General features: G+C 72.1%; 17 protein-coding genes. 12 read left to right on the plus strand and 5 right to left on the minus strand.

Translation table 11 applies throughout. The annotated features are described in order from the left end of the window. Positions 1-10 precede the first annotated feature (10 nt). Together ACFZAX_RS25770 and ACFZAX_RS25775 are read left to right on the plus strand one after the other, a co-directional pair. Entirely contained in the window at positions 11-1,519 is a 1,509-nt protein-coding gene (locus ACFZAX_RS25770; protein WP_390964657.1) for a family 20 glycosylhydrolase, read from the plus strand. After that, positions 1,516-2,967, plus strand: a complete 1,452-nt coding sequence (locus tag ACFZAX_RS25775) for a cellulose binding domain-containing protein (RefSeq protein WP_390964543.1) — start codon at positions 1,516-1,518, stop codon at positions 2,965-2,967. Before ACFZAX_RS25770 ends, ACFZAX_RS25775 begins: the two co-directional genes overlap by 4 nt. Before the next feature lie 67 nt (positions 2,968-3,034). Here the strand turns inward: ACFZAX_RS25775 and ACFZAX_RS25780 are convergent, their stop codons facing one another. Together ACFZAX_RS25780 and ACFZAX_RS25785 are read right to left on the minus strand one after the other, a co-directional pair. Beyond that, positions 3,035-3,778: a 3-keto-5-aminohexanoate cleavage protein gene (locus tag ACFZAX_RS25780; protein WP_390964545.1), complete on the minus strand. Its 744-nt coding sequence runs from the start codon at positions 3,776-3,778 to the stop codon at positions 3,035-3,037. 13 nt (positions 3,779-3,791) lie between these two features. Then, entirely contained in the window at positions 3,792-4,820 is a 1,029-nt protein-coding gene (locus ACFZAX_RS25785; protein WP_390964547.1) for a LuxR C-terminal-related transcriptional regulator, read from the minus strand. 121 nt (positions 4,821-4,941) lie between these two features. On the opposite strand from ACFZAX_RS25785, the gene ACFZAX_RS25790 reads away from it, so the two are divergent. From ACFZAX_RS25790 to ACFZAX_RS25835, 10 genes are all read left to right on the plus strand, one after another. Beyond that, positions 4,942-5,094: a hypothetical protein gene (locus tag ACFZAX_RS25790; protein ID WP_390964549.1), complete on the plus strand. Its 153-nt coding sequence runs from the start codon at positions 4,942-4,944 to the stop codon at positions 5,092-5,094. A gap of 3 nt (positions 5,095-5,097) precedes the next feature. Then, complete coding sequence (locus ACFZAX_RS25795) at positions 5,098-6,327, plus strand: acetyl-CoA carboxylase biotin carboxylase subunit family protein (protein WP_390964551.1); 1,230 nt, start codon at positions 5,098-5,100, stop codon at positions 6,325-6,327. Positions 6,328-6,493: 166 nt separating this feature from the next. Then, positions 6,494-7,492 (plus strand): hypothetical protein, encoded by a 999-nt coding sequence (locus ACFZAX_RS25800; RefSeq protein ID WP_390964553.1) that lies wholly within the window; start codon positions 6,494-6,496, stop codon positions 7,490-7,492. Between the two features lie 5 nt (positions 7,493-7,497). Continuing rightward, positions 7,498-8,235, plus strand: coding sequence for an SDR family oxidoreductase (locus ACFZAX_RS25805; RefSeq protein ID WP_390964555.1), 738 nt, complete (start codon positions 7,498-7,500; stop codon positions 8,233-8,235). Positions 8,236-8,283: 48 nt separating this feature from the next. After that, the gene (locus ACFZAX_RS25810) at positions 8,284-9,624 is read left to right on the plus strand and encodes an aminotransferase (protein ID WP_390964557.1); all 1,341 of its coding nucleotides are present in this window, start codon (positions 8,284-8,286) and stop codon (positions 9,622-9,624) included. Positions 9,625-9,640: 16 nt separating this feature from the next. Beyond that, on the plus strand, positions 9,641-10,624 hold the full coding sequence (locus tag ACFZAX_RS25815; RefSeq protein WP_390964559.1) for a beta-ketoacyl-ACP synthase 3: 984 nt from the start codon (positions 9,641-9,643) through the stop codon (positions 10,622-10,624). A gap of 42 nt (positions 10,625-10,666) precedes the next feature. Continuing rightward, entirely contained in the window at positions 10,667-11,857 is a 1,191-nt protein-coding gene (locus ACFZAX_RS25820) for an acyl-CoA dehydrogenase family protein (RefSeq protein WP_390964561.1), read from the plus strand. A 47-nt stretch (positions 11,858-11,904) separates the two neighbouring features. After that, entirely contained in the window at positions 11,905-13,173 is a 1,269-nt protein-coding gene (locus ACFZAX_RS25825; RefSeq protein ID WP_390964563.1) for an MFS transporter, read from the plus strand. After that, positions 13,170-14,318, plus strand: a complete 1,149-nt coding sequence (locus ACFZAX_RS25830) for a GNAT family N-acetyltransferase (RefSeq protein ID WP_390964565.1) — start codon at positions 13,170-13,172, stop codon at positions 14,316-14,318. Before ACFZAX_RS25825 ends, ACFZAX_RS25830 begins: the two co-directional genes overlap by 4 nt. Then, the gene (locus tag ACFZAX_RS25835; protein ID WP_390964568.1) at positions 14,315-14,740 is read left to right on the plus strand and encodes a hotdog domain-containing protein; all 426 of its coding nucleotides are present in this window, start codon (positions 14,315-14,317) and stop codon (positions 14,738-14,740) included. Before ACFZAX_RS25830 ends, ACFZAX_RS25835 begins: the two co-directional genes overlap by 4 nt. A 199-nt stretch (positions 14,741-14,939) precedes the next feature. Here ACFZAX_RS25835 and ACFZAX_RS25840 read toward each other — a convergent pair whose 3' ends face one another. The 3 genes from ACFZAX_RS25840 to ACFZAX_RS25850 are packed head-to-tail and all read right to left on the minus strand — an operon-like array spanning position 14,940 to position 17,413. Next, on the minus strand, positions 14,940-15,713 hold the full coding sequence (locus ACFZAX_RS25840) for a methyltransferase domain-containing protein (protein ID WP_390964570.1): 774 nt from the start codon (positions 15,711-15,713) through the stop codon (positions 14,940-14,942). A 60-nt stretch (positions 15,714-15,773) separates the two neighbouring features. Next, a complete protein-coding gene (locus tag ACFZAX_RS25845; protein ID WP_390964572.1) occupies positions 15,774-16,520 on the minus strand; it encodes an SDR family NAD(P)-dependent oxidoreductase in 747 nt (248 codons plus the stop codon). Continuing rightward, positions 16,517-17,413, minus strand: a complete 897-nt coding sequence (locus tag ACFZAX_RS25850) for a TauD/TfdA family dioxygenase (protein WP_390964574.1) — start codon at positions 17,411-17,413, stop codon at positions 16,517-16,519. The genes ACFZAX_RS25845 and ACFZAX_RS25850 overlap by 4 nt, the downstream gene beginning before the upstream one ends. Between the last annotated feature and the right edge of the window lie 59 nt (positions 17,414-17,472).

Consider the following 17,472-nt stretch of genomic DNA (forward strand, 5'->3'; position numbering starts at 1 on the left):
AACCGTGTCCATGCCCCCCACCGGCCTCGGCCTCGTACCGGGCCCCTTACGGCTCCACCTTCGCCGGGGCCGGTTCACCTTCGACACCACCACCGCGATCCGTGCGACCGCGGGCACCGGACCCGCCGCCGCGCTGCTGCGCACCCTGCTCGCCCCGGCTACCGGACTGCCGCTGCCGCTCACGGACGACGGCCGGGTGGTCCTCGCCCTCGATCGCGGTCTCACCGGCCTCGGGGACCAGGGGTACGGGCTCACCGTCGGCGAGGACACCGTCCTGCTGCGGGCGGCCCGGCCGGAGGGTCTGCTGCACGGCGTACAGACGCTGCGTCAGCTCCTGCCGGCCGCCGCGCTCTCCGCCGAACCGGTGTACGGCACGCCGTGGTCGATCCCCTGCCTGGAGACGACCGACGTACCGCGCTACGCCTGGCGCGGAGCGATGCTCGACGTGGCCCGTCACTTCCAGCCCGTCTCGTTCCTGCGGCGCTTCACGGACCTGCTGGCCCTGCACAAGCTGAACGTGCTGCACCTGCACCTCACCGACGACCAGGGCTGGCGGATGCCGGTCGGCGCCTACCCCCGGCTCACCGAGGTGGGCGGGGTGCCGCACGGGGGCGCGTACACCCGCCGGGAACTGACCGACCTGGTCGCGTACGCCGCCGACCGGGGGGTGACCGTCGTCCCCGAGATCGAGATGCCCGGCCACGTCCGCGCCGCCCTCGCCGCCTACCCGCATCTCGGCAACTTCCCCGACCGGCAGCTGGAGGTGTGGGACCGGTGGGGGGTGTGCGACACCATCCTGGGCGTCCACGACGAGGCGCTCGACTTCTGCCGGACCGTGCTCGGTGAGGTCATGGAGGTCTTCCCCTCGCCGTACATCCACGTCGGCGGCGAGGAGTGCCCGACCGACGAGTGGCACACCTCGCCCTCCGCGCTGGCGCGCGTCGCGGACGAGGGGCTGGCCGGTCCGAAGGCGCTCCGCGGCTGGCTGATGGGACGGGTCGGGGCGTTTCTCACCGAGCACGGCCGACGCCCGCTGGGGTGGACCGAGACCGGGGGCGACCTGCCGGACTCGTTCACCGTACTGGCCTGGCTGGACCAGGAGCACGGTCTCGCGGCGGCACGCAACGGCCACCAGGTCATCATGACCCCGCACCGCTCCACCTACCTCGACTACCCGCAGTCCGCGCACCCCGAGGAGCCGCCGGGCCAGCCCGGCTTCTCGGTGGACCTGCCGACCGTCTACGCCACCGACCCCGCGCCCGCCCACTGGGACGCGGCCGACGCCGACCACGTGCTGGGAACGCAGGCGCAGTTGTGGACCGAGTACGTACCCACCGCGGCGCACGCCGAGTACCTCGTCTTCCCCCGGCTGTGCGCCCTGGCCGACACCGCCTGGTCCGGCGGCCACGACTGGGACGGATTCAGGACCCGGCTGGACCACCACAGAACCCGGCTCGACGCCCTCGGAGTGCCGAGCCGTCCCTCCACGCTCCACCATCCCGAGAGGACCCCCAGGTGACGAGCAGCAGCACGAACAAGAGAGAGCGCACTCCCCGACCCGGCGTCTCCCGCGTCCGGGTCGCCCTGGCCGCCGCCGCACTGGCCGGACTCGGCTGCGCCACCCTGGCGGCCGTACCCGCCACCGCGGCCGGCGAGGCACTGACGGTCCAGTACCGGCAGAGCTCCACCGGCTCCGACCAGGCGGAGCCCTGGTTCAAGGCCGTCAACACCGGCAGCACGTCCGTCTCCCTCGCCCAGGTCAAGATCCGCTACTACTTCAAGGCGGACTCCGGAGCCTCGTACACCTACGCCTGTTCCTGGGCGGTCAAGGGGTGCGCCAACATCACGGGCACCTTCGGCACCCTCGCCAACCCCACCGCGACGGCCGACCGCTACCTGGAGATCGGCTTCACCGCCGGGGCCGGTTCGCTCGCCCCGGGCGCGGACACGGGGGACATGCAACTGCGGTTCTACCGCTCGAACTGGCAGCCGCTGAACCAGGCGGACGACTACTCCTTCGGGTCCGGGCAGACCTCGTACGCCAACTGGTCCAAGGTCACCGCGGCGGTCGGCGGCACCCGGGTGTGGGGCACCGCGCCCACCGGCGACAACCCGACCGACCCCACCGGTCCGACGAACCCGACCGACCCGCCGGCCGCCGGCCCCCGGCTCTTCGACGACTTCGACTACACCTCGTCCAGCGACCCGGCGATCGGCGCCCACGGCTGGAACGTACGCTCCAACTCGGGCGGTCCCGGGGTGCCGGGGGCGAGCTGGCCGGCCGAGAACGTCACCTTCGCCAAGGAGGGGACCAACTCGGTCATGAACCTGGAGACCTCCACCGCCGGGACTCCGGCGTCCACGAAGCAGACCGAAGTGCTCACCAAGGCCACGAAGTTCCTGGGCGGCACCTACGCGGCACGGGTGCGGTTCGCCGACGCGCCGAAGTACGGCCCCGACGGGGACCACCTGGTGTCCACGTTCTTCACGATCAACGACCTCAAGGCCCCGATGGCCGACGACTACGCCGAGTACGACTTCGAGTACCTGCCCAACGGCGGCTGGGGCGAGCCCTCGAACATCCTCTACACCACGTCCTGGGAGACCTACCGCCCCGACCCGTGGGAGGCGGTCAACCAGCACTCCGAATCACGGATCAGCTACGCGGGCTGGCACGACCTCGTCCTCGCCATCGACGACACCGCCATCGTCTACTACATCGACGGCGTCGAGTTCGGGCGCCATGACTCCCGCTATCTGCCGGAGCGGCCCATGTCCATCAACTTCAACCAGTGGCTCATCGACCTCGCGGGCCAGACCAGCACCACCCCGCGCGCCTACGACCAGAAGGTCGACTGGGTCCTGCACGCCAAGGACCAGGTGCTGACCCCGGCCCAGGTCACCGCGGCGGTCGCCGCCTACCGGGCGGCGGGCAAGGCCTTCGAGGACACCGTGCCGGCCTCCTGACCGCTCCCGCCCTCCCGGACCGGGGGACGGGCGCCGCTCGCGCGGGCGCCCGTCCTCCGGTGCGCGGTCAGACCGTACGGGACAGTGCCAGCCGGATCAGGGCGTCGTTGTCCGCCACGACGCCGCCGTCCGGGTCCACGAGGGTGTCCTCCAGTCCGATGCGGGTCTCCAGCCCCAGGGCGAGGGCCCTGTCGAGGACCGGCCAGGTGGAAACACCCTCCCCGTGCAGCAGGACCGGCGTCGTGCAATCCGCCCGGCGCAGCAGGTCCATGATCCGGTCGGCACGGATCAGCGCCTGCTCGGGCGGCAGGTCGATCAGCTCCACGAGCACCCGCGTGCAGGAGTCGGCGCGGGTGCCGCCCAGCAGGGTCAGGGCGTCGCGCTCCGACCAGACGCCCGCCTCGACGCCCACGCCCATCTCCGCCAGGACGTCAGCCAGTTCCTCGAACCCGGGCTCGCTGAGGTTGACGGAGGCGAAGTCGGGGCGGTCCTCCGCCGCGGTCCATTTCAGCACCGTGTCCCTGCGGACCGCGGCGTCGCCCCCGCACATCCACAGCCCCGTCGACACGCCGACCGGCAGCCCGGGACAGGCGCGGCGCACCGCGCGGACCGCCGGTTCCACCCAGAGGACGTCCAGGCTCTCGTCGCCCTCCCCGTCCCGGGGATGCACGTGGACGCTGCCCGCTCCGGCCGCCACCGCGGAGCGCGCGGCGGTGGCCAGCTGATCCGGCGTGAGCGGCACCGCACGGTGGTCCGTGGCGGTGCGCCGGCCGTTCAGACAGGCCTGGATGGGTTCGACGTGGTGCCGCATCGGGTGTTCCGCCTCAGGGGGTGTGGACGTTGTCGGACGGCGGTGGAGCAGCCGGTTCGTGCCGGGCGGGCCGCTGTGCGATCCACCCTTGGGCGACGGCTTCGACCCCGGCCTGGAAGCGGCTGTTGGCTCCCAGACGCCGCGTCAGGTTACTGATGATGCGCCGGGTGGTGCGGACCGACAGGCCGACCTGCCGGGATATGGCCTCGTCCAGCTGGCCGGTCGCCATCATACGAAGGACAGCCTGCTCGGTACTGCTGAGCTGGTGCTCGTGTCGCCGGGCGTCGGGGGCGGTCTGTCCCCAGTAGAGGTCGAAGAGGTGGGCGAGGAGGTCGACCAGGGGTGGGTCGTGGACGACCACGGCCCCTCGCGCGGTGTCGTGCGCGTCCAGCGGGATGACGGCCGTTCTCCGGTCGTAGAGCACCAGGCGGGTGGGGAGCAGACAGATCGTGCGGACTTCCGCCCCGGCGTCGCGCAGTTCGTTCAGGTACCGCTGGGTGCCGGGGTGCGAACGCGCCGAGTCGAGGAACAGGCACCGCAGGGCGATGCCGCGGTCCAGCTGGGCCTTGTCCAGCGGGAGAGCCGCCTGGACGGCCCGGTCGCTCTGCGCGCCGCCGGGGACCATGGAGTCGACCGAGGTGGTGCACAGGGCCGCGAGCTCGGTCAGAGCGGCTCGTACCGTCTCCAGGCCGTGCAGGGTCTCGACGTGGGCGGCGCTGGAGCGCAGGCTGCGGGCCTCCAGGTACTCGGCCGTCAGCGCCGTCAGGTCCTCCCTGCGCCGGGCGAGCTCCATCCGCCGCTCTTCGAGTTCCCGCTCCTCGTCGCCGAGTAAGGCGTCGGCCGCCGCGTGCGGGCTGACGGCCACCCAGGTCTCCTCGTCCACCCGTCTCAACAGCCTTAGATCTGCCAGGTGTTGTCTCCGGCGTCTCACCTCGGCGGGGTCCAGCCCCAGCCCGCGTGCCAGTTCCTCGTCGGTGTACCGGGGTTTCTGCAGTTCAGCCCGGTAGAGCTCGATGTCCAGCGGGTCATAGTCCGCACTCACGCGTTCACGCTCCCCTGTCCAGTAGTGGTCTGGCCACTTGCTGTCACACAGGGGTGCGCATGCCCATGGCACCTCCGGATAACCGTCGGTTGGTCAGACACCGATCATCTGGAGGAAGTTGATGGCACGCATACGAACGACGGGTGGCGCGACGGTGGCCGGTACGGCCCTGTCGGCGGCCACCGTGTTCGACGGTGCAGCACCTGCTGCGGCGAGGGCGCACGCCGAGGACGAGGGCAACATCTGGGACCTCTTCCCGCGGGACGAGGGCTGAGGCGTGCGTACCGACATCGTCGTCCAGAACGTCGCCTCGTTCCGTATCGATCCCGCGGTGCTGGTGCGTCCGCACCGGCGCACGTGGCTGATCGCCAGTCCCGGGCAGCACCAGAAACTGGTCAAACGCCATCGCGAGGACGCCTTCTCCCGCATAGCCGTGCTGGAGGAGTTCACCGCCGACGCGCTCACCGCGTGCGTCGAGTCCCTGCGGGAGACCCTGCCCGCCGCCGACCGGGACGACGTGGCGCTGCTCTGCCACGACGAGTACTCCCTGGGAGCGGTCGCCGAGGTGCGCAGGCGGCTGGGGCTGGCAGGTGACCTGCCGGACCAGTTGGCGCCGTTCATCGACAAGATCGCCATGAAGCGGGCTCTGGAGGGAGCCGGGGTCCGCCTGCCGCGTCACCAGGAGTGGGACGCCCGCGCCTATGCCGCCGACGCCGACCGCTACGTGGCCGGGCTCGAGGAGGCGCTGGGCTGGCCGATGTTCGTCAAGCCGCTGGACGAGTCCGGCAGCGTGGGAGCCAGGCGGCTGGACGACGCCGGCGAGCTCCGCGACTGGGCGGCGACGGCAGGCACCCGCAGGTACGAGGTGGACGAGTTCCTCCGGGGCGTCCTCTACCACGTGGACACCGCCGTCAGCGGCGGCGCGGTCGTGCACGTGGAGGCCAACGCCTACCTCCACCCCTGCTACGACTACGTCCACGGGAAGGTGTGCGCGAGCCACACCCTTCCCGAGGACCACCCTGTCCGCGCGTCGCTCCTCGCGTTCAACCGCCGGGTTCTGGATGCCCTCCCGGACAAGCCGTCCCACGGCGTCTACCACCACGAGGTCTATCGGCGTCCCGGCGGCGAACTGGTGTTCCTGGAGATCGCCGCCCGGGCACCGGCCGCCCTCGTGCCCTCCACGAGCCGTATCCGCCGGGGGCTCGACATAGAGGAGGCGCACTTCCGCCTCCAGCGCGGCGAGGACCTGCCCGGCAGCGAGGGCATCGGGCCGCACGCCGCCTGGGTCTACTTCCCCAAGGTCGAGGGGCGGGTGCGCGAACTGCGCAGGGCCACGCTGCTCAGCGACCACCACTGGCAGTGGAACGTGGAGACCGGGCAGACCACCGAGGCTCCCGAGGACATCCGCGACTTCGCCGCCAGTGTGCTGCTGTGGAACGAGGACTTCGACGTCCTTCTCCAGGATCTGTCGACCCTGGACTCCCACACCGCCGTCGTGACCGACTGAGCCTCCCGGCGCCGCTCCCGGCGGCGGCGCCCCACGCCGTCGGCTCCCCCGGCCGTGCCGGGGCGTACGACCGCTCCGCGGCCTCCCGTCCGACGTGCCACCCACCCCTGTTCCCCCTGTTCCGCCCGTGCCACGGCACCGGCATGCCCCGATGGAAGGACGTTCCATGCGACAGATCGACTACGACTTCGTCTTCACCGACGCCGAGCGCGACGCCCTGCGCGAGGTCCTCCTGGAGATCGCCACCAACCCGTACGGCGACTTCGAGAGCTACATGGCCGACGTGTCCCGGCTCCGGGGCGACCAGCGGCTCGGCTCCCGCTTCACCGACTTCTGCGAGATGTCGATGCTCCGCGACTTCTCGAAGGCGCCGCTGGTGGTCATCGGCAACGCCCCCATCGACCTCGACCTGCCCCGGTTCGGCTCGGCGGACCCGGTGCACGAGAAGTACCGCCTGAAGAAGACCTTCGTCGCCGAGGGCTTCCTCGCGGCCTACGGTGTCCTGACCGGCACGGAGATCATCGGGCACCTCAGCGTCAACGAGGGCGACTTCTTCCACGACATCTATCCCAAGGAGTCGATGTTCGACTCCCAGTCGCAGAAGACGCTGGGGACCCTGAAGTTCCACCGGGACTTCGCCAACCACTTCGTGAGCCCCGACTTCGTCAACACGCTGACCCTGCGGGACACGCCCACGAACGAGGTGTACTCGACCTTCACCGTGACCGTCCACGCGCTGGACGAGCTCAGTGACGGCGACCGCGAGATCCTGGCCCAGCCCCGGTTCCACACCCCCTTCGACGACGTCTCCACCCGGCAGGGCGACGTCCTGGGCAACCGCCGCGCCCAGAACCACGCCGTCATCAACACGGACGAGGGTGCCCGCGTCTTCGAGGACCGCACCCGCGGTCTGGACGAGGAGGCGCAGGCGGTGCTGGACCGCTTCGTGGCCGCTCTGCACAGCCGCAAGCAGATGCGGGTGTCCAGGCCCGGCGACTCGGTCACCTTCTCCAACCGGGACGTCATCCACGGCCGGGAGGTGAACGCCATCCACGACCTCGACGGCCTCAAGCAGCGCTGGCTCATGAAGACGCACAACGTCTACACCCGCAAGGCGTTCGAGGAGTTCTTCCTCGGCGACCGCTACGGCGTGGTCAACGGCTGATTCTCATGATCATCATCACGGGTGCCGGCCAAGGCATCGGGGCCGCGATCGCCCGTCGTGCCGCGGCGCTGGACCGACCGGTGTGCGTCAACTACCGGTCCAGCGCCGCGGGCGCCGAGCAGGTCGTCCGCGACCTCAGGGAGGCGGGCGTCGAAGCGCTGGCCGTGGAAGCCGACGTCACTGAGGAGGACGAGGTCGAACGCCTCTTCGCCACCGCGGTGGAGAAGCTCGGCCCGCTCACCGCCGTCGTCAACAACGCGGGCGTCACCGGGGGGCTGGGCCGGGTCGTCGATCTGGACATCCGGCAACTGGACGTCGCCTACCGGGCCGTCCTGCGCAGCGTGGTGCTGTGCACCCGCGAGGGCCTGCGGTACATGTCCCGCGGTCGCGGCGGCCCCGGAGGCTGCGTCCTCAACATCTCGTCCACCGGCGCCCGCACCGGCGGCGGCCACGAGTGGGTGCACTACGCCGCTCTCAAGGCCGCCGTCAACACCCACACCTGGGGCACCGCCCAGGAGGTGGCGGCGGAGGGCGTCCGCGTCAACGCGGTCGCCCCCGGTCTGATCGAAACCGGCCTCCACCTGGCCAACGGAGTCCCCGACCGCCCCGAGCGCCTGCGGACGTCCGTGCCCATGGGCCGTATCGGCACCCCCGAGGAAGTCGCCGAAGCCGCCGTCTTCCTGCTCTCCCCGAGCGCCTCGTACATCACCGGTTCCGTCCTGGAGGTGGGCGGCGGCCGTTGAGCCCCGCCCCGCGCCCCGATCGTCCCGTCCCACGGAGGAAGTCCTTTCATGCCCGAAGCGATCTCGCACATGCTCGAACCGCACAGCGCCCTCTACCTCGACACCCGGCCGCACGTGATCACCGAGGGATCCGGCATCGAAGTACGCGACGAGGACGGGCAGTCGTTCGTCGACGGCGTGGCCGGCCTGTGGAGCGTCACCCTCGGCTACAGCGAGCCGCGCCTGGTGGAGGCGGCCACCCGGCAGATGAACAAACTCCCCTTCTACGGTTCGTTCAACCACCGCACCAACGACGTGGCGCTCGCGCTGGCCTCCGACATCGTGGACATCGCGCCCATCCCCATGGGCAAGGTGTTCTTCGGCAACTCGGGTTCGGACGCCAACGACAGCGCGATGAAGTTCGCCCGCTACTACCACTGGTCCCAGGGCCGGCCGGAACGCCGCAAGATCATCTCGCACAGCTGCGGTTACCACGGCACCACGCTCGCCGCCGGTTCGGCCACCGGGCTCCCGCACATCCACCACGGCTTCGGCCTGGACACGGGCGACTTCCTCTCGGCCCACTGTCCCAACCCCCTGCACCCCTCCTCGCGGGGCCTGACCGACGCCGAGCAGGTCGACTGGCTGATGGAGGACCTGGAGAACCTCATCGAGGAGGCCGGACCGGAGACGGTGGCAGCCTTCATCTCCGAACCCGTTCTCGGAGCGGGCGGCCTGATCATCCCGCCGGCCGGGTACTTCGCCCGCCTCCAGGAGGTCCTGGACCGGTACGGCATCCTGTTCATCGCGGACGAGGTCATCACCGGCTACGGCCGCACCGGATCGATGTTCGCCACCACGGAGTTCGGCCTGACCCCGGACATCATCACCACGGCCAAGGGGCTGTCCTCCTCCTATCTGCCGATCTCCGCCACGCTCGTCGGTGAGCGCGTCAGCGCCGCACTCGCGGAAGGCAGCAGGCAGATCGGCACCTTCGGCCACGGCTTCACCTACTCCGGCCATCCCGTCCCGGCCGCCGTCGCCCGCGAAACGCTCGCCATCCTGCGCGAGCGCGACATCCCGGGCCACGTGCGGGAGGTCGCCCCCCGCCTCGCCCGCGGGCTGGAGAAATTCCGCGGCGACGAGGCGGTCCGCGACGTACGGGGTCACGGACTGCTGGGCGGCGTCGAGTTCGACCCGGCCGCCGTCGGACACGAGCCCGGGCAGTTCGGCCAGGCCGTGCTCCGGGCGGCGAAGGAGCGCGGACTCCTCCTGCGCGCCATGGGGGACACCGTGGTCTTCGCTCCCCCGCTGATCATCACCGGTGAGCAGATCGACGACCTGCTGGAGCGCTTCACCGCCGCGTACCACGACGTAGTCGACTCCCCCCGCCTGCAGCAGGCGGCCTGACACCAAGGAGCGCCCGATGGCCATCGGCATCGTCGCCACCGGCTCGTACCTGCCCGACCACATCGTCACCAACGACGACCTCGCCCGGACCGTGGACACCTCGGACACCTGGATCACCTCCAGGACGGGCATCCGCGAGCGCCGCAGAGCGCACGAGGACCAGAGCACCTCCGATCTCGGCCGTCTGGCCGCCCAGGCCGCACTGCGGGACCACGACATCGCGGCGGAACAGCTGGACGCCCTGGTCGTGGCCACCAGTTCGCCGGACCAGATCCAGCCCTCCACCGCCTGCAACCTGCACGCCGGAATGGGCCTGCACCAGATACCCGCGTTCGACGTCGGGGCCGTGTGCAGCGGCTTCGTCTACGCCACCGCCGCGGCGGCGGGACTGATGAACACCTTCTCCCAGTACAACCACGTGATGGTCGTCGGGTGCGAGGTGTACAGCCGCGTACTGGACTACGAGGACCGCGGCACCTGCGTCTTCTTCGGGGACGGGGCCGGAGCGGCCGTCCTCGGGAGGGTCCCGGACGGGTACGGCATCCTCGGCTGCGACCTGATCGCCGACAGCACCCGGCTCGACGTGGTCGGCATCCCGGCCGGCGGCACCCTCGAACCGGCCGACGAGCGCACCGTCGCGGAACGGCGCCACTACTTCCGCATGGACGGCCGCCGGGTGTGGGACTTCGCCACCCAGGCCGTCCCGCAGGTGGTCAAGGGGGCCCTCGCCGCCGCCGGCCTCGACGTCGACGACGTCGACCTCCTCATCACCCACCAGGCCAACGCCCGCCTCATCGAGGAGTGCGCCGACCGCTGCGGTGTGCCGCTGGACCGGGTCCCGATGACGGTGGACCGCTACGGCAACACAGCCGCCGCCTCCGTGCCCATCACCCTGGACGAGGCGGCGGCGGCCGGAAGGCTGCACCGCGGCGACGTCGTCGTCCTGGCCGCCGTCGGCGGCGGCATGACCGCGGGCGCCCTCGTCATGCGCTGGTACTGACTCGCCGCCCCACCCACCCCCTCACTCTGGAGACCACCTCACATGACCGCCCCCGCCATGGCCCACGCAGGCCCGGCCACCCCGCAGCACGACGCACCCGTCCCCGCGGCCCTCCCGCACGACGACTCGTTCGCCGAATTCGCCCGGACCCACGTCGCCCGCAGGGCCGACGCCGCCTACGAGGCGGAGATCCTGGACCGCCTGTCCTGGCAGCGCCTGGCCGACCTCGGCCTGTGGCGCATAGGCGTCCCCGAGCGGCTGGGCGGCGTCGGAGGCACCTGGGCGGACCTGGCCGAGCACGTCGCCGACATCGCCCGCGACGGCGAAGACCTGGGCTTCGTGCTCTCCCTCATCGCGCACGCCGGGCTCGTACGGGCCCTGGTGGAGCACGGCAACGACTTCCACCACCGTTCGGTGCTCCCGCAGTTGATGAAGGGGGCGGTCGGAGCGACCGCCCTGACCGAACCCCACGGCGGTTCCGACGTCGCCCGCACCCGCACCGTCGCCACCCGCACCGCCGACGGCTGGACGCTGAACGGCAAGAAGGACCACATCACCAACGCGCCCGTCGCCGACCGGGCCCTCATCCTCGGCCGTGTCCCCGACCTCGGGCGACGCGACATCACCCTGTTCCTGGTCAACCTCCACAGTCCCGGGGTCCGGCGCGGACCGGCGGAGGAGCTCCTCGGTCTGCGATCCAGCCCCACCGGTGCCATCGAACTCCACGACGTGGCCCTGCCCGAGCCCTCCGTACTCGGCGTACCCGGCGAAGGTCTGCGGACCCTCTACGACATCATCGGCTTCGACCGCGCCCTCTACGGCCTGGTCATCGCGGCCTTCCTCGAACCGCAGCTCGACGAGGCGGTCGACTTCGCCCGCCGGCGTGAGGCGTTCGGCACACCGATCCTCGACCACCAGTACGTCCAGGGGCGCATCACCGACATCAGGATCACCATCGAGATCGCCAGGGCAACCGCCCGCGCCGGCATCGACGCGCTGGTGGCCGGCGACCCCCAGGCCTCCCTGCGGTGCTCCGTCGCCAAGCTCGTGGGTTCGGAAGGACTGGTCGAGGCGGCACAGAACCTGATGCGTCTGCAAGGGCACGCGGGGTACATGCGTGGTGCCCGGACACGCGTCGTCCAGGACGCGCTCGGCACGCTCATCGCCGGGGGCACCAGCGAGATGCAGCGCAAGAACATTCTCAACCAGATGCTGGCGCACCACCCGGGATGACCCCGGCGCCCCGCTCCCCCGTGGACGCCTCTTTGAGTGAGGAAGACATGACCGCAACCCCGACGGCGCCCGCCGCCCCGTCCGCGCCCCGGCTCGGGCGGCCCTTCCTCTGGTTGTGGAACGCCTGCGCGGGATCGAACCTGGCGGACGGCGTCTACCAGGTGGCGCTGCCGGTCACCGCCGTCCATCTGGGCGGCGGTGCCGGCGGCGTGGCCGTGGTGGCCGTGATGGCGCGCCTGCCCTGGCTGCTGTTCGCCCTCTTCTCCGGGGTCCTCGTCGACCGCTTCGACGAGCGGCGGCTGATGCGGATCGTCAACTCCGCACGTGTCGTGGTCCTCGGCGCCACCGCGCTGGCTCTGCTGCTGGACCGGGCGGACATCGCGCTGCTCGCGGCGGCGGCCTTCCTCCTCGGCATCGGCGAGACCGTCTTCGACACCGCCTTCCACACCACCACCCCCAGCCTCGTGCCGCCCTCGCTGCTGGAACGCGCCAACTCCCGTCTCCAGGCGGCGGAGATCACCACCAACCAGATGGCCGGCCCCTCCGTCGGCGGCCTCCTGCTGGGCCTGTCCGCGAGCCTCGCCTTCGGGACCACGGCCGCCCTCTACCTCGCCACCGTCCTCCTCCTGATGGCCCTGCCGGCCGCGCCGGGCCGATCCGGACAGGAGGGGCCCGCCTCCGCCGCACCCGGAGGAAGTGGTGTCCTGGCCGACATCCGGACCGGGCTGCGGTTCCTCTTCGGCAACCCCACCCTGACCGTCTACGCCGTGGGCGTGGGCGCCCTGAACATCGCGTGGGCGGCCGTGTACGCCGCGCTCCCCCTCCTGGCCCTGCCGCCCGGTCCGCTGGGACTCGGCAGCACCGCCTACGGCTCCCTCCTGATGGTGGCGGGCGTCAGCGGGCTCGTCGTGGGGCTGCTGGCTCCGCTCGCCACCTCCCGGCTCGGGAACGGCGTCTGCATGGCTCTGGGCCTTGCGGGGATGAGTGTCGGCTTCGCCCTGCCGGGAATCCGTCCCACTCCGCTCGTCCTCGGTGTCGGCCTCGGCTGCACGGGGCTGCTCATCCTCGTCAACGTGATCACGGTGTCCTACCGCCAACGTGCCGTTCCGCACGAGCTCCTCGGCCGGGTCACCTCCGCGTACCGGCTGATCGCCTTCGGCTGCCTCCCGCTGGGATCCGCACTCGCCGGAGTCGTCGGCTCCCACTACGGGCCCCGGGCCGTCCTCGTCCTCGCCGGCTGCATCGTGCTCGCGGCGGCCGTCCCCATGACCCTGTCCGCACGCTCCTCCGCACCCCCCGCCCCGGAGACCACGTGACCCTCACCCGAGAACCCGCCGTCCTCACCGGCACCCACATCACCCCCGGGCCGACGGCCCGCACGCTCGGCCACCCGCTCCTGCGCCAGTGCCCCCATCTCTACTGCAGCCCGCCGTGGCTCCTGGTCGAGGACCAGGCCCACCCCGGTCCGGCCTTCCACACCTGGGTCCAGGGCGAGGACTTCGCCGCGTACGCCCCTTCCTACGGTTTCGACGCCGCGAGCAACCCCTGGCCCTTCGCCCGGCCCGACCTGTTCCTGGCGGACGGCGCCGGGGGAGAGGACCCCGGCCCGCTGCTGCCGGCCTTCACCATCGGCGGCCGGCGCCCCGGGCACAGCACGTTCCACACGGACGGCCCCGCCCGGGAGCGCCCGCAGGCCCTGGCCCGGCTCCTGGGCGCCGCGGCCGAGCACGCTGCGGAGCGTGGCGCCTCCTGCCTGGCCGCGCTCTACTGCTCGCCCGAGGACGCCGACCTCCAGGCGGCGTTCCTGGCCCACGGCGGTGTCCGGTTCCCCTCCCACGGAACCAACGTGCTCGGCCTGCCCGGTGACGGCTTCGAGGACTGGATGGCGTCACTGCCCCGCAAGCAGCGGGCGAAGGAGAAGGCGGACCTGCGCAAACTGCGCGAGGCGGGAGTCGATTTCGAGGTCTCCCCCCTCCGCGAGGCCGACCTCGAATGGATCGTCCCCCTGGAACTGGGCCTGTACGGCAAGCACGGCCATGCGTACGCCGTCGAGGAGGCCGCCGGCCTGCACCGTGCCTACCTCGACCACCTCGGCGACGACGCCCTGGTCGTCCGGGCCCGTCGCGACGGCACGTACGTGGGCTTCACCTCCCTGGTGCGCCGCGGCTCGCGGGCGTACGTCCGCCAGGCCGGCTTCGACCCCGAAGGCTGTGCCGACGCCCCGGTGTACTTCGGCGCGGCCCTGCACGAGCCCATCCGGTGGGCCTGTGCGCACGGTGTGCGCAGCCTCGACCTCTCGATCACCGCGGACGCCACCAAACAGCGTCGCGGTGCACGGACCCGGCCGCGCGAGGCCTGGTTCGTCCCGCTCGACGACGCCGCGCGACAGCACCTGCACGACCTCCGGGAACGACGTGACCGGAGTCCGCTCGCCCCTCCCACACCCAAGGACCCCACATGACCGCGCCTTCCGCACCCGAACCCGTCCTCTCCGGCATCGACTCCCTCGTGGGGTCGAGCGCGGAGCTCGTCCACCGGGTCACCGTCCAGGACGCCGCCACCAACTGGGGCAACGACCTGCCGGTGCTCGCCACCCCGGTCCTGCTCTGGCTCAGCGAGATCGCCGCGATGAAGGTGGTCGAAAGCGCCGTCCCGGAAGGGGACATGACGGTCGGGCTGGCCCACGATTCGGCGCACCTCGCGCCGACGCCCGTCGGCGACGCCGTCACCGTCCGCGCCACCCTGACCCGGGCCGACGACCGCAAGCTCACCTTCGACGTGGAGGCCCGCGACTCCCACGGATCCGTCCTGCGCGGGCACCACACCCGGGCCCTGATCGACAGGGCACGGTTCACCGACAAGCTCAGCCGGCGCACGGCCTGAACGACCACCCCGACCCGTTTCCCGAGACGACGAGAGGCGCACCAGTACCTCGACCGTCCGGAGCCCGGGGCTACCCGCTCGGGGCCGGCGATGCCGTACGCGGTCCGGTGGGCCGGGAAGGCCCCGCGGCAGCAGGCGGACAGGACGTCGTTCCGGCGTGACCTGACCGCCCGCTTCCGGCGGGGCAGCGGTTGTGAGGTCAGCGGACCGCGACCAGGACGCTGTCGTCGCCGCACTGCCAGATGGTGGCCGCGGTGGAGAACCCGGCGTCGCGCAGCAGGCCGACGTGGTCGGCGGCCGTCAGGCCGTGGGGTTCGTTGAAGGTGCGGCGGGCGATCGGGGAGCGGGCCCGCGCCTCGGCGAGGGCGGCGAGTTCGGGGGCGGACAGGAAGACCTTCCACCACTCCGCCCACTCCTCGCGGCCGCGACGGCCGGTGCGCCGGCCGCGGCGGGCGCGGATGTGGCGGCCGAGTTCGAACATGTAGGGGTCGGCGGCGGGGGGACGGATGTCCGCGTCCACGAAGACCCCTCCGGGACGCAGCCGTTCGGCCAGGGAGCGGTAGAGCGTGACGAGTTCGTCCGGGGCGAGCCAGTGGAGAGCGGTGGAGGACACGGCCGCCTGCCAGGTACCGGCCGGGCCGATCTCGTCGGCCCAGCCGGGTGCGGTGAGGTCGCGCTCCAGGAGCCGTACCCGCGTACCGGAGACCGCTTCCTCACCGAGGCCGAGAAGGAGCGGGTCGCCGTCGACTCCGACCGTGTCGGCGTCGGGGAAGGCGCCCGCCAGGCGGACGGCGAGGGAGCCGGTGCCGCAGCCCAGGTCGACCAGGCGGGGCGGTGAGGTGGTGCCGGCCCGTTCCAGGGACAGGGCGACGACGTCGATGATGACCTGGAAGCGCTCCTCCCGGTCCGGGCTGTAGCGCTCCTGCTGTTCGTCCCATCGTCGCAGCCAGGTTCGGGCGGTCTCGCCGAGCATGTTCGCCTCTTCCGGTCGGTGGAGCGGGGCCGTGGTACGAGGGCGGGGCCGGTCGCGGGGTCAGCCGCGTCCGACGAAGGGCATCGTGGTGGGCAGCACGGTGAGGGACTGCACGTTGGTGGTGACGGGCAGGGAGGCCATCAGCAGGAGCGCGTCGGTGAAGTGGGAGACGGGCAGGGTCGCCTCCACGGCCGTGCTGCCGTCCGCCTGGCGTGCCGCCGGTTGCGGGGCGCCGTCGGTGGGCGCCACGTTGCCGACGTCGATCTGCCCGCAGGCGATGCCGTGGGCGCGGCCGTCGAGGGAGAGCGCACGGGTCAGCCCGAGAACCGCGTGCTTGGCGGCGGTGTAGGCGACGGAGTGGGGGCGGGGCGCGTGCGCGGACGGGGCGCCGTTGTTGATGATCCGGCCGCCCTGCGGGTCCTGCTCGGACATGACGCGGAAGGCCTCCCGCGAGCAGAGGAACGTGCCGGTGACGATCGTGCCGAGGACGCGGTTCCAGTCGTCGGTCTCCACTTCGGTCACGGGGACGCGCGGCGCGGGGGCTCCGGCGTTGTTGAAGAGGAGGTCCACTCTGCCGTACCGGTCGGTGGTGGCGCGGAACAGGGCAGCCACCTCGTCGGGGCGGGTGATGTCGGTGGGCACGGCGAGAGTGCGGCCGGGTCCGGCCGGTGACAGCGCGGCGGTTCCCTCCAGCGCCTCGGGGCGCCGGCCGGCCAGGGCGACGGTCCAGCCGTCGCCGAGCAGCGCCAGGGCGGCGGCGCGGCCGAGCCCGCTTCCGGCACCGGTGACGACGGCGACGCCGCTCATGCCGTCTCCTCGTCCAGCCACAGCCGGAGGACCCTGCGGTGCAGCGGCTCGGGGGCGTCGGTGAACGGTGAACGGCCGTGCATGACCCGGCTGTTGCGGATGATCAGCAGGTCTCCGGAGGCCAGCATGACCGGGTGTGCCGTCTCCGGGCGGTTGAGGACCTCGTCGAGGACGTCCAGCGCCTCGACGCGGGCGGCGTCGAGCGGGGGCCGCCCGCCGTGTCCGGCGGACGCCCTGACCGTACGGGACTGGTAGTAGCAGGTGGCCGGCCCGTCCGGTGCGGTGGTGAGGATCGGGGTGTGGACGAGGGGGGCGCCCGCGCGGCCGGCCCGGTCGAAGTACCACTTCTCCCCGAGGAGGGCGAGCACGTCGGGGCGCTCGGCGGCGAGCACGTCATGGATGTGCTGGGCGCCCGCGACGCGGGTGGCGCCGCCCTCGGCGGCGGGGCGCAGGCAGAGCAGTACGAGGAAGTCGCAGGTGTCGCAGTGGAAGCCGATCTCCTCCGGGTCCCCCGGGCGGCGCCGGAGCACCTGGGTGAGGTCGCCGTCGCCGTTCTGCGGCACGATCGCTCCGAAGTCGCGGACGAGACGCGCGGCCCGCTCGGTGACTTCCTTCTCCTGGACGAGGTCCGCGGCGGGCTCGGCGGGGAAGAACCGGCGTACGTGGGCGAAGCCGAAGACGTCGAGACCGGTACGCACCCGGGAGCGCAAGGCCTCCCAGACCGGATCGGGTTCGTCCCCCGGCCGGCCGGCGGCCGCCCAGAGGCGGTCGCTGTCCTGGTCGCCCGGGGCGAGGCACCACAGGTCGCGTCCGGCCCTGAGCCGGTCGGTGTCCCAGGAGAGCGAGGACGGGAGCGGGGGCGTCGGCGCGTTGTCGCGCGAGCTGGTGTCCATCGGGGTCCCTTCTCGTTGCTGTACGCGTAACGACCTGGTCCCGCGTCCGGTGCGGCTCG

Origin of the sequence: Streptomyces sp. NPDC008125 (assembly GCF_042957125.1) — a bacterium.
In the GTDB taxonomy this organism is placed as follows: Bacteria; Actinomycetota; Actinomycetes; order Streptomycetales; family Streptomycetaceae; genus Streptomyces.

What these genes read in the sequence shown, in the direction of transcription:
- ACFZAX_RS25770 (WP_390964657.1), top strand. Translation starts at nt 11, where the DNA reads ATGCCCCCCACCGGCCTCGGCCTCGTACCGGGCCCCTTACGGCTCCAC.
- ACFZAX_RS25780 (WP_390964545.1), bottom strand. Translation starts at nt 3,778, where the DNA reads ATGCGGCACCACGTCGAACCCATCCAGGCCTGTCTGAACGGCCGGCGC.
- ACFZAX_RS25790 (WP_390964549.1), top strand. Translation starts at nt 4,942, where the DNA reads ATGGCACGCATACGAACGACGGGTGGCGCGACGGTGGCCGGTACGGCC.
- ACFZAX_RS25800 (WP_390964553.1), top strand. Translation starts at nt 6,494, where the DNA reads ATGCGACAGATCGACTACGACTTCGTCTTCACCGACGCCGAGCGCGAC.
- ACFZAX_RS25805 (WP_390964555.1), top strand. Translation starts at nt 7,498, where the DNA reads ATGATCATCATCACGGGTGCCGGCCAAGGCATCGGGGCCGCGATCGCC.
- ACFZAX_RS25810 (WP_390964557.1), top strand. Translation starts at nt 8,284, where the DNA reads ATGCCCGAAGCGATCTCGCACATGCTCGAACCGCACAGCGCCCTCTAC.
- ACFZAX_RS25815 (WP_390964559.1), top strand. Translation starts at nt 9,641, where the DNA reads ATGGCCATCGGCATCGTCGCCACCGGCTCGTACCTGCCCGACCACATC.
- ACFZAX_RS25820 (WP_390964561.1), top strand. Translation starts at nt 10,667, where the DNA reads ATGACCGCCCCCGCCATGGCCCACGCAGGCCCGGCCACCCCGCAGCAC.
- ACFZAX_RS25825 (WP_390964563.1), top strand. Translation starts at nt 11,905, where the DNA reads ATGACCGCAACCCCGACGGCGCCCGCCGCCCCGTCCGCGCCCCGGCTC.
- ACFZAX_RS25835 (WP_390964568.1), top strand. Translation starts at nt 14,315, where the DNA reads ATGACCGCGCCTTCCGCACCCGAACCCGTCCTCTCCGGCATCGACTCC.
- ACFZAX_RS25840 (WP_390964570.1), bottom strand. Translation starts at nt 15,713, where the DNA reads ATGCTCGGCGAGACCGCCCGAACCTGGCTGCGACGATGGGACGAACAG.
- ACFZAX_RS25845 (WP_390964572.1), bottom strand. Translation starts at nt 16,520, where the DNA reads ATGAGCGGCGTCGCCGTCGTCACCGGTGCCGGAAGCGGGCTCGGCCGC.
- ACFZAX_RS25850 (WP_390964574.1), bottom strand. Translation starts at nt 17,413, where the DNA reads ATGGACACCAGCTCGCGCGACAACGCGCCGACGCCCCCGCTCCCGTCC.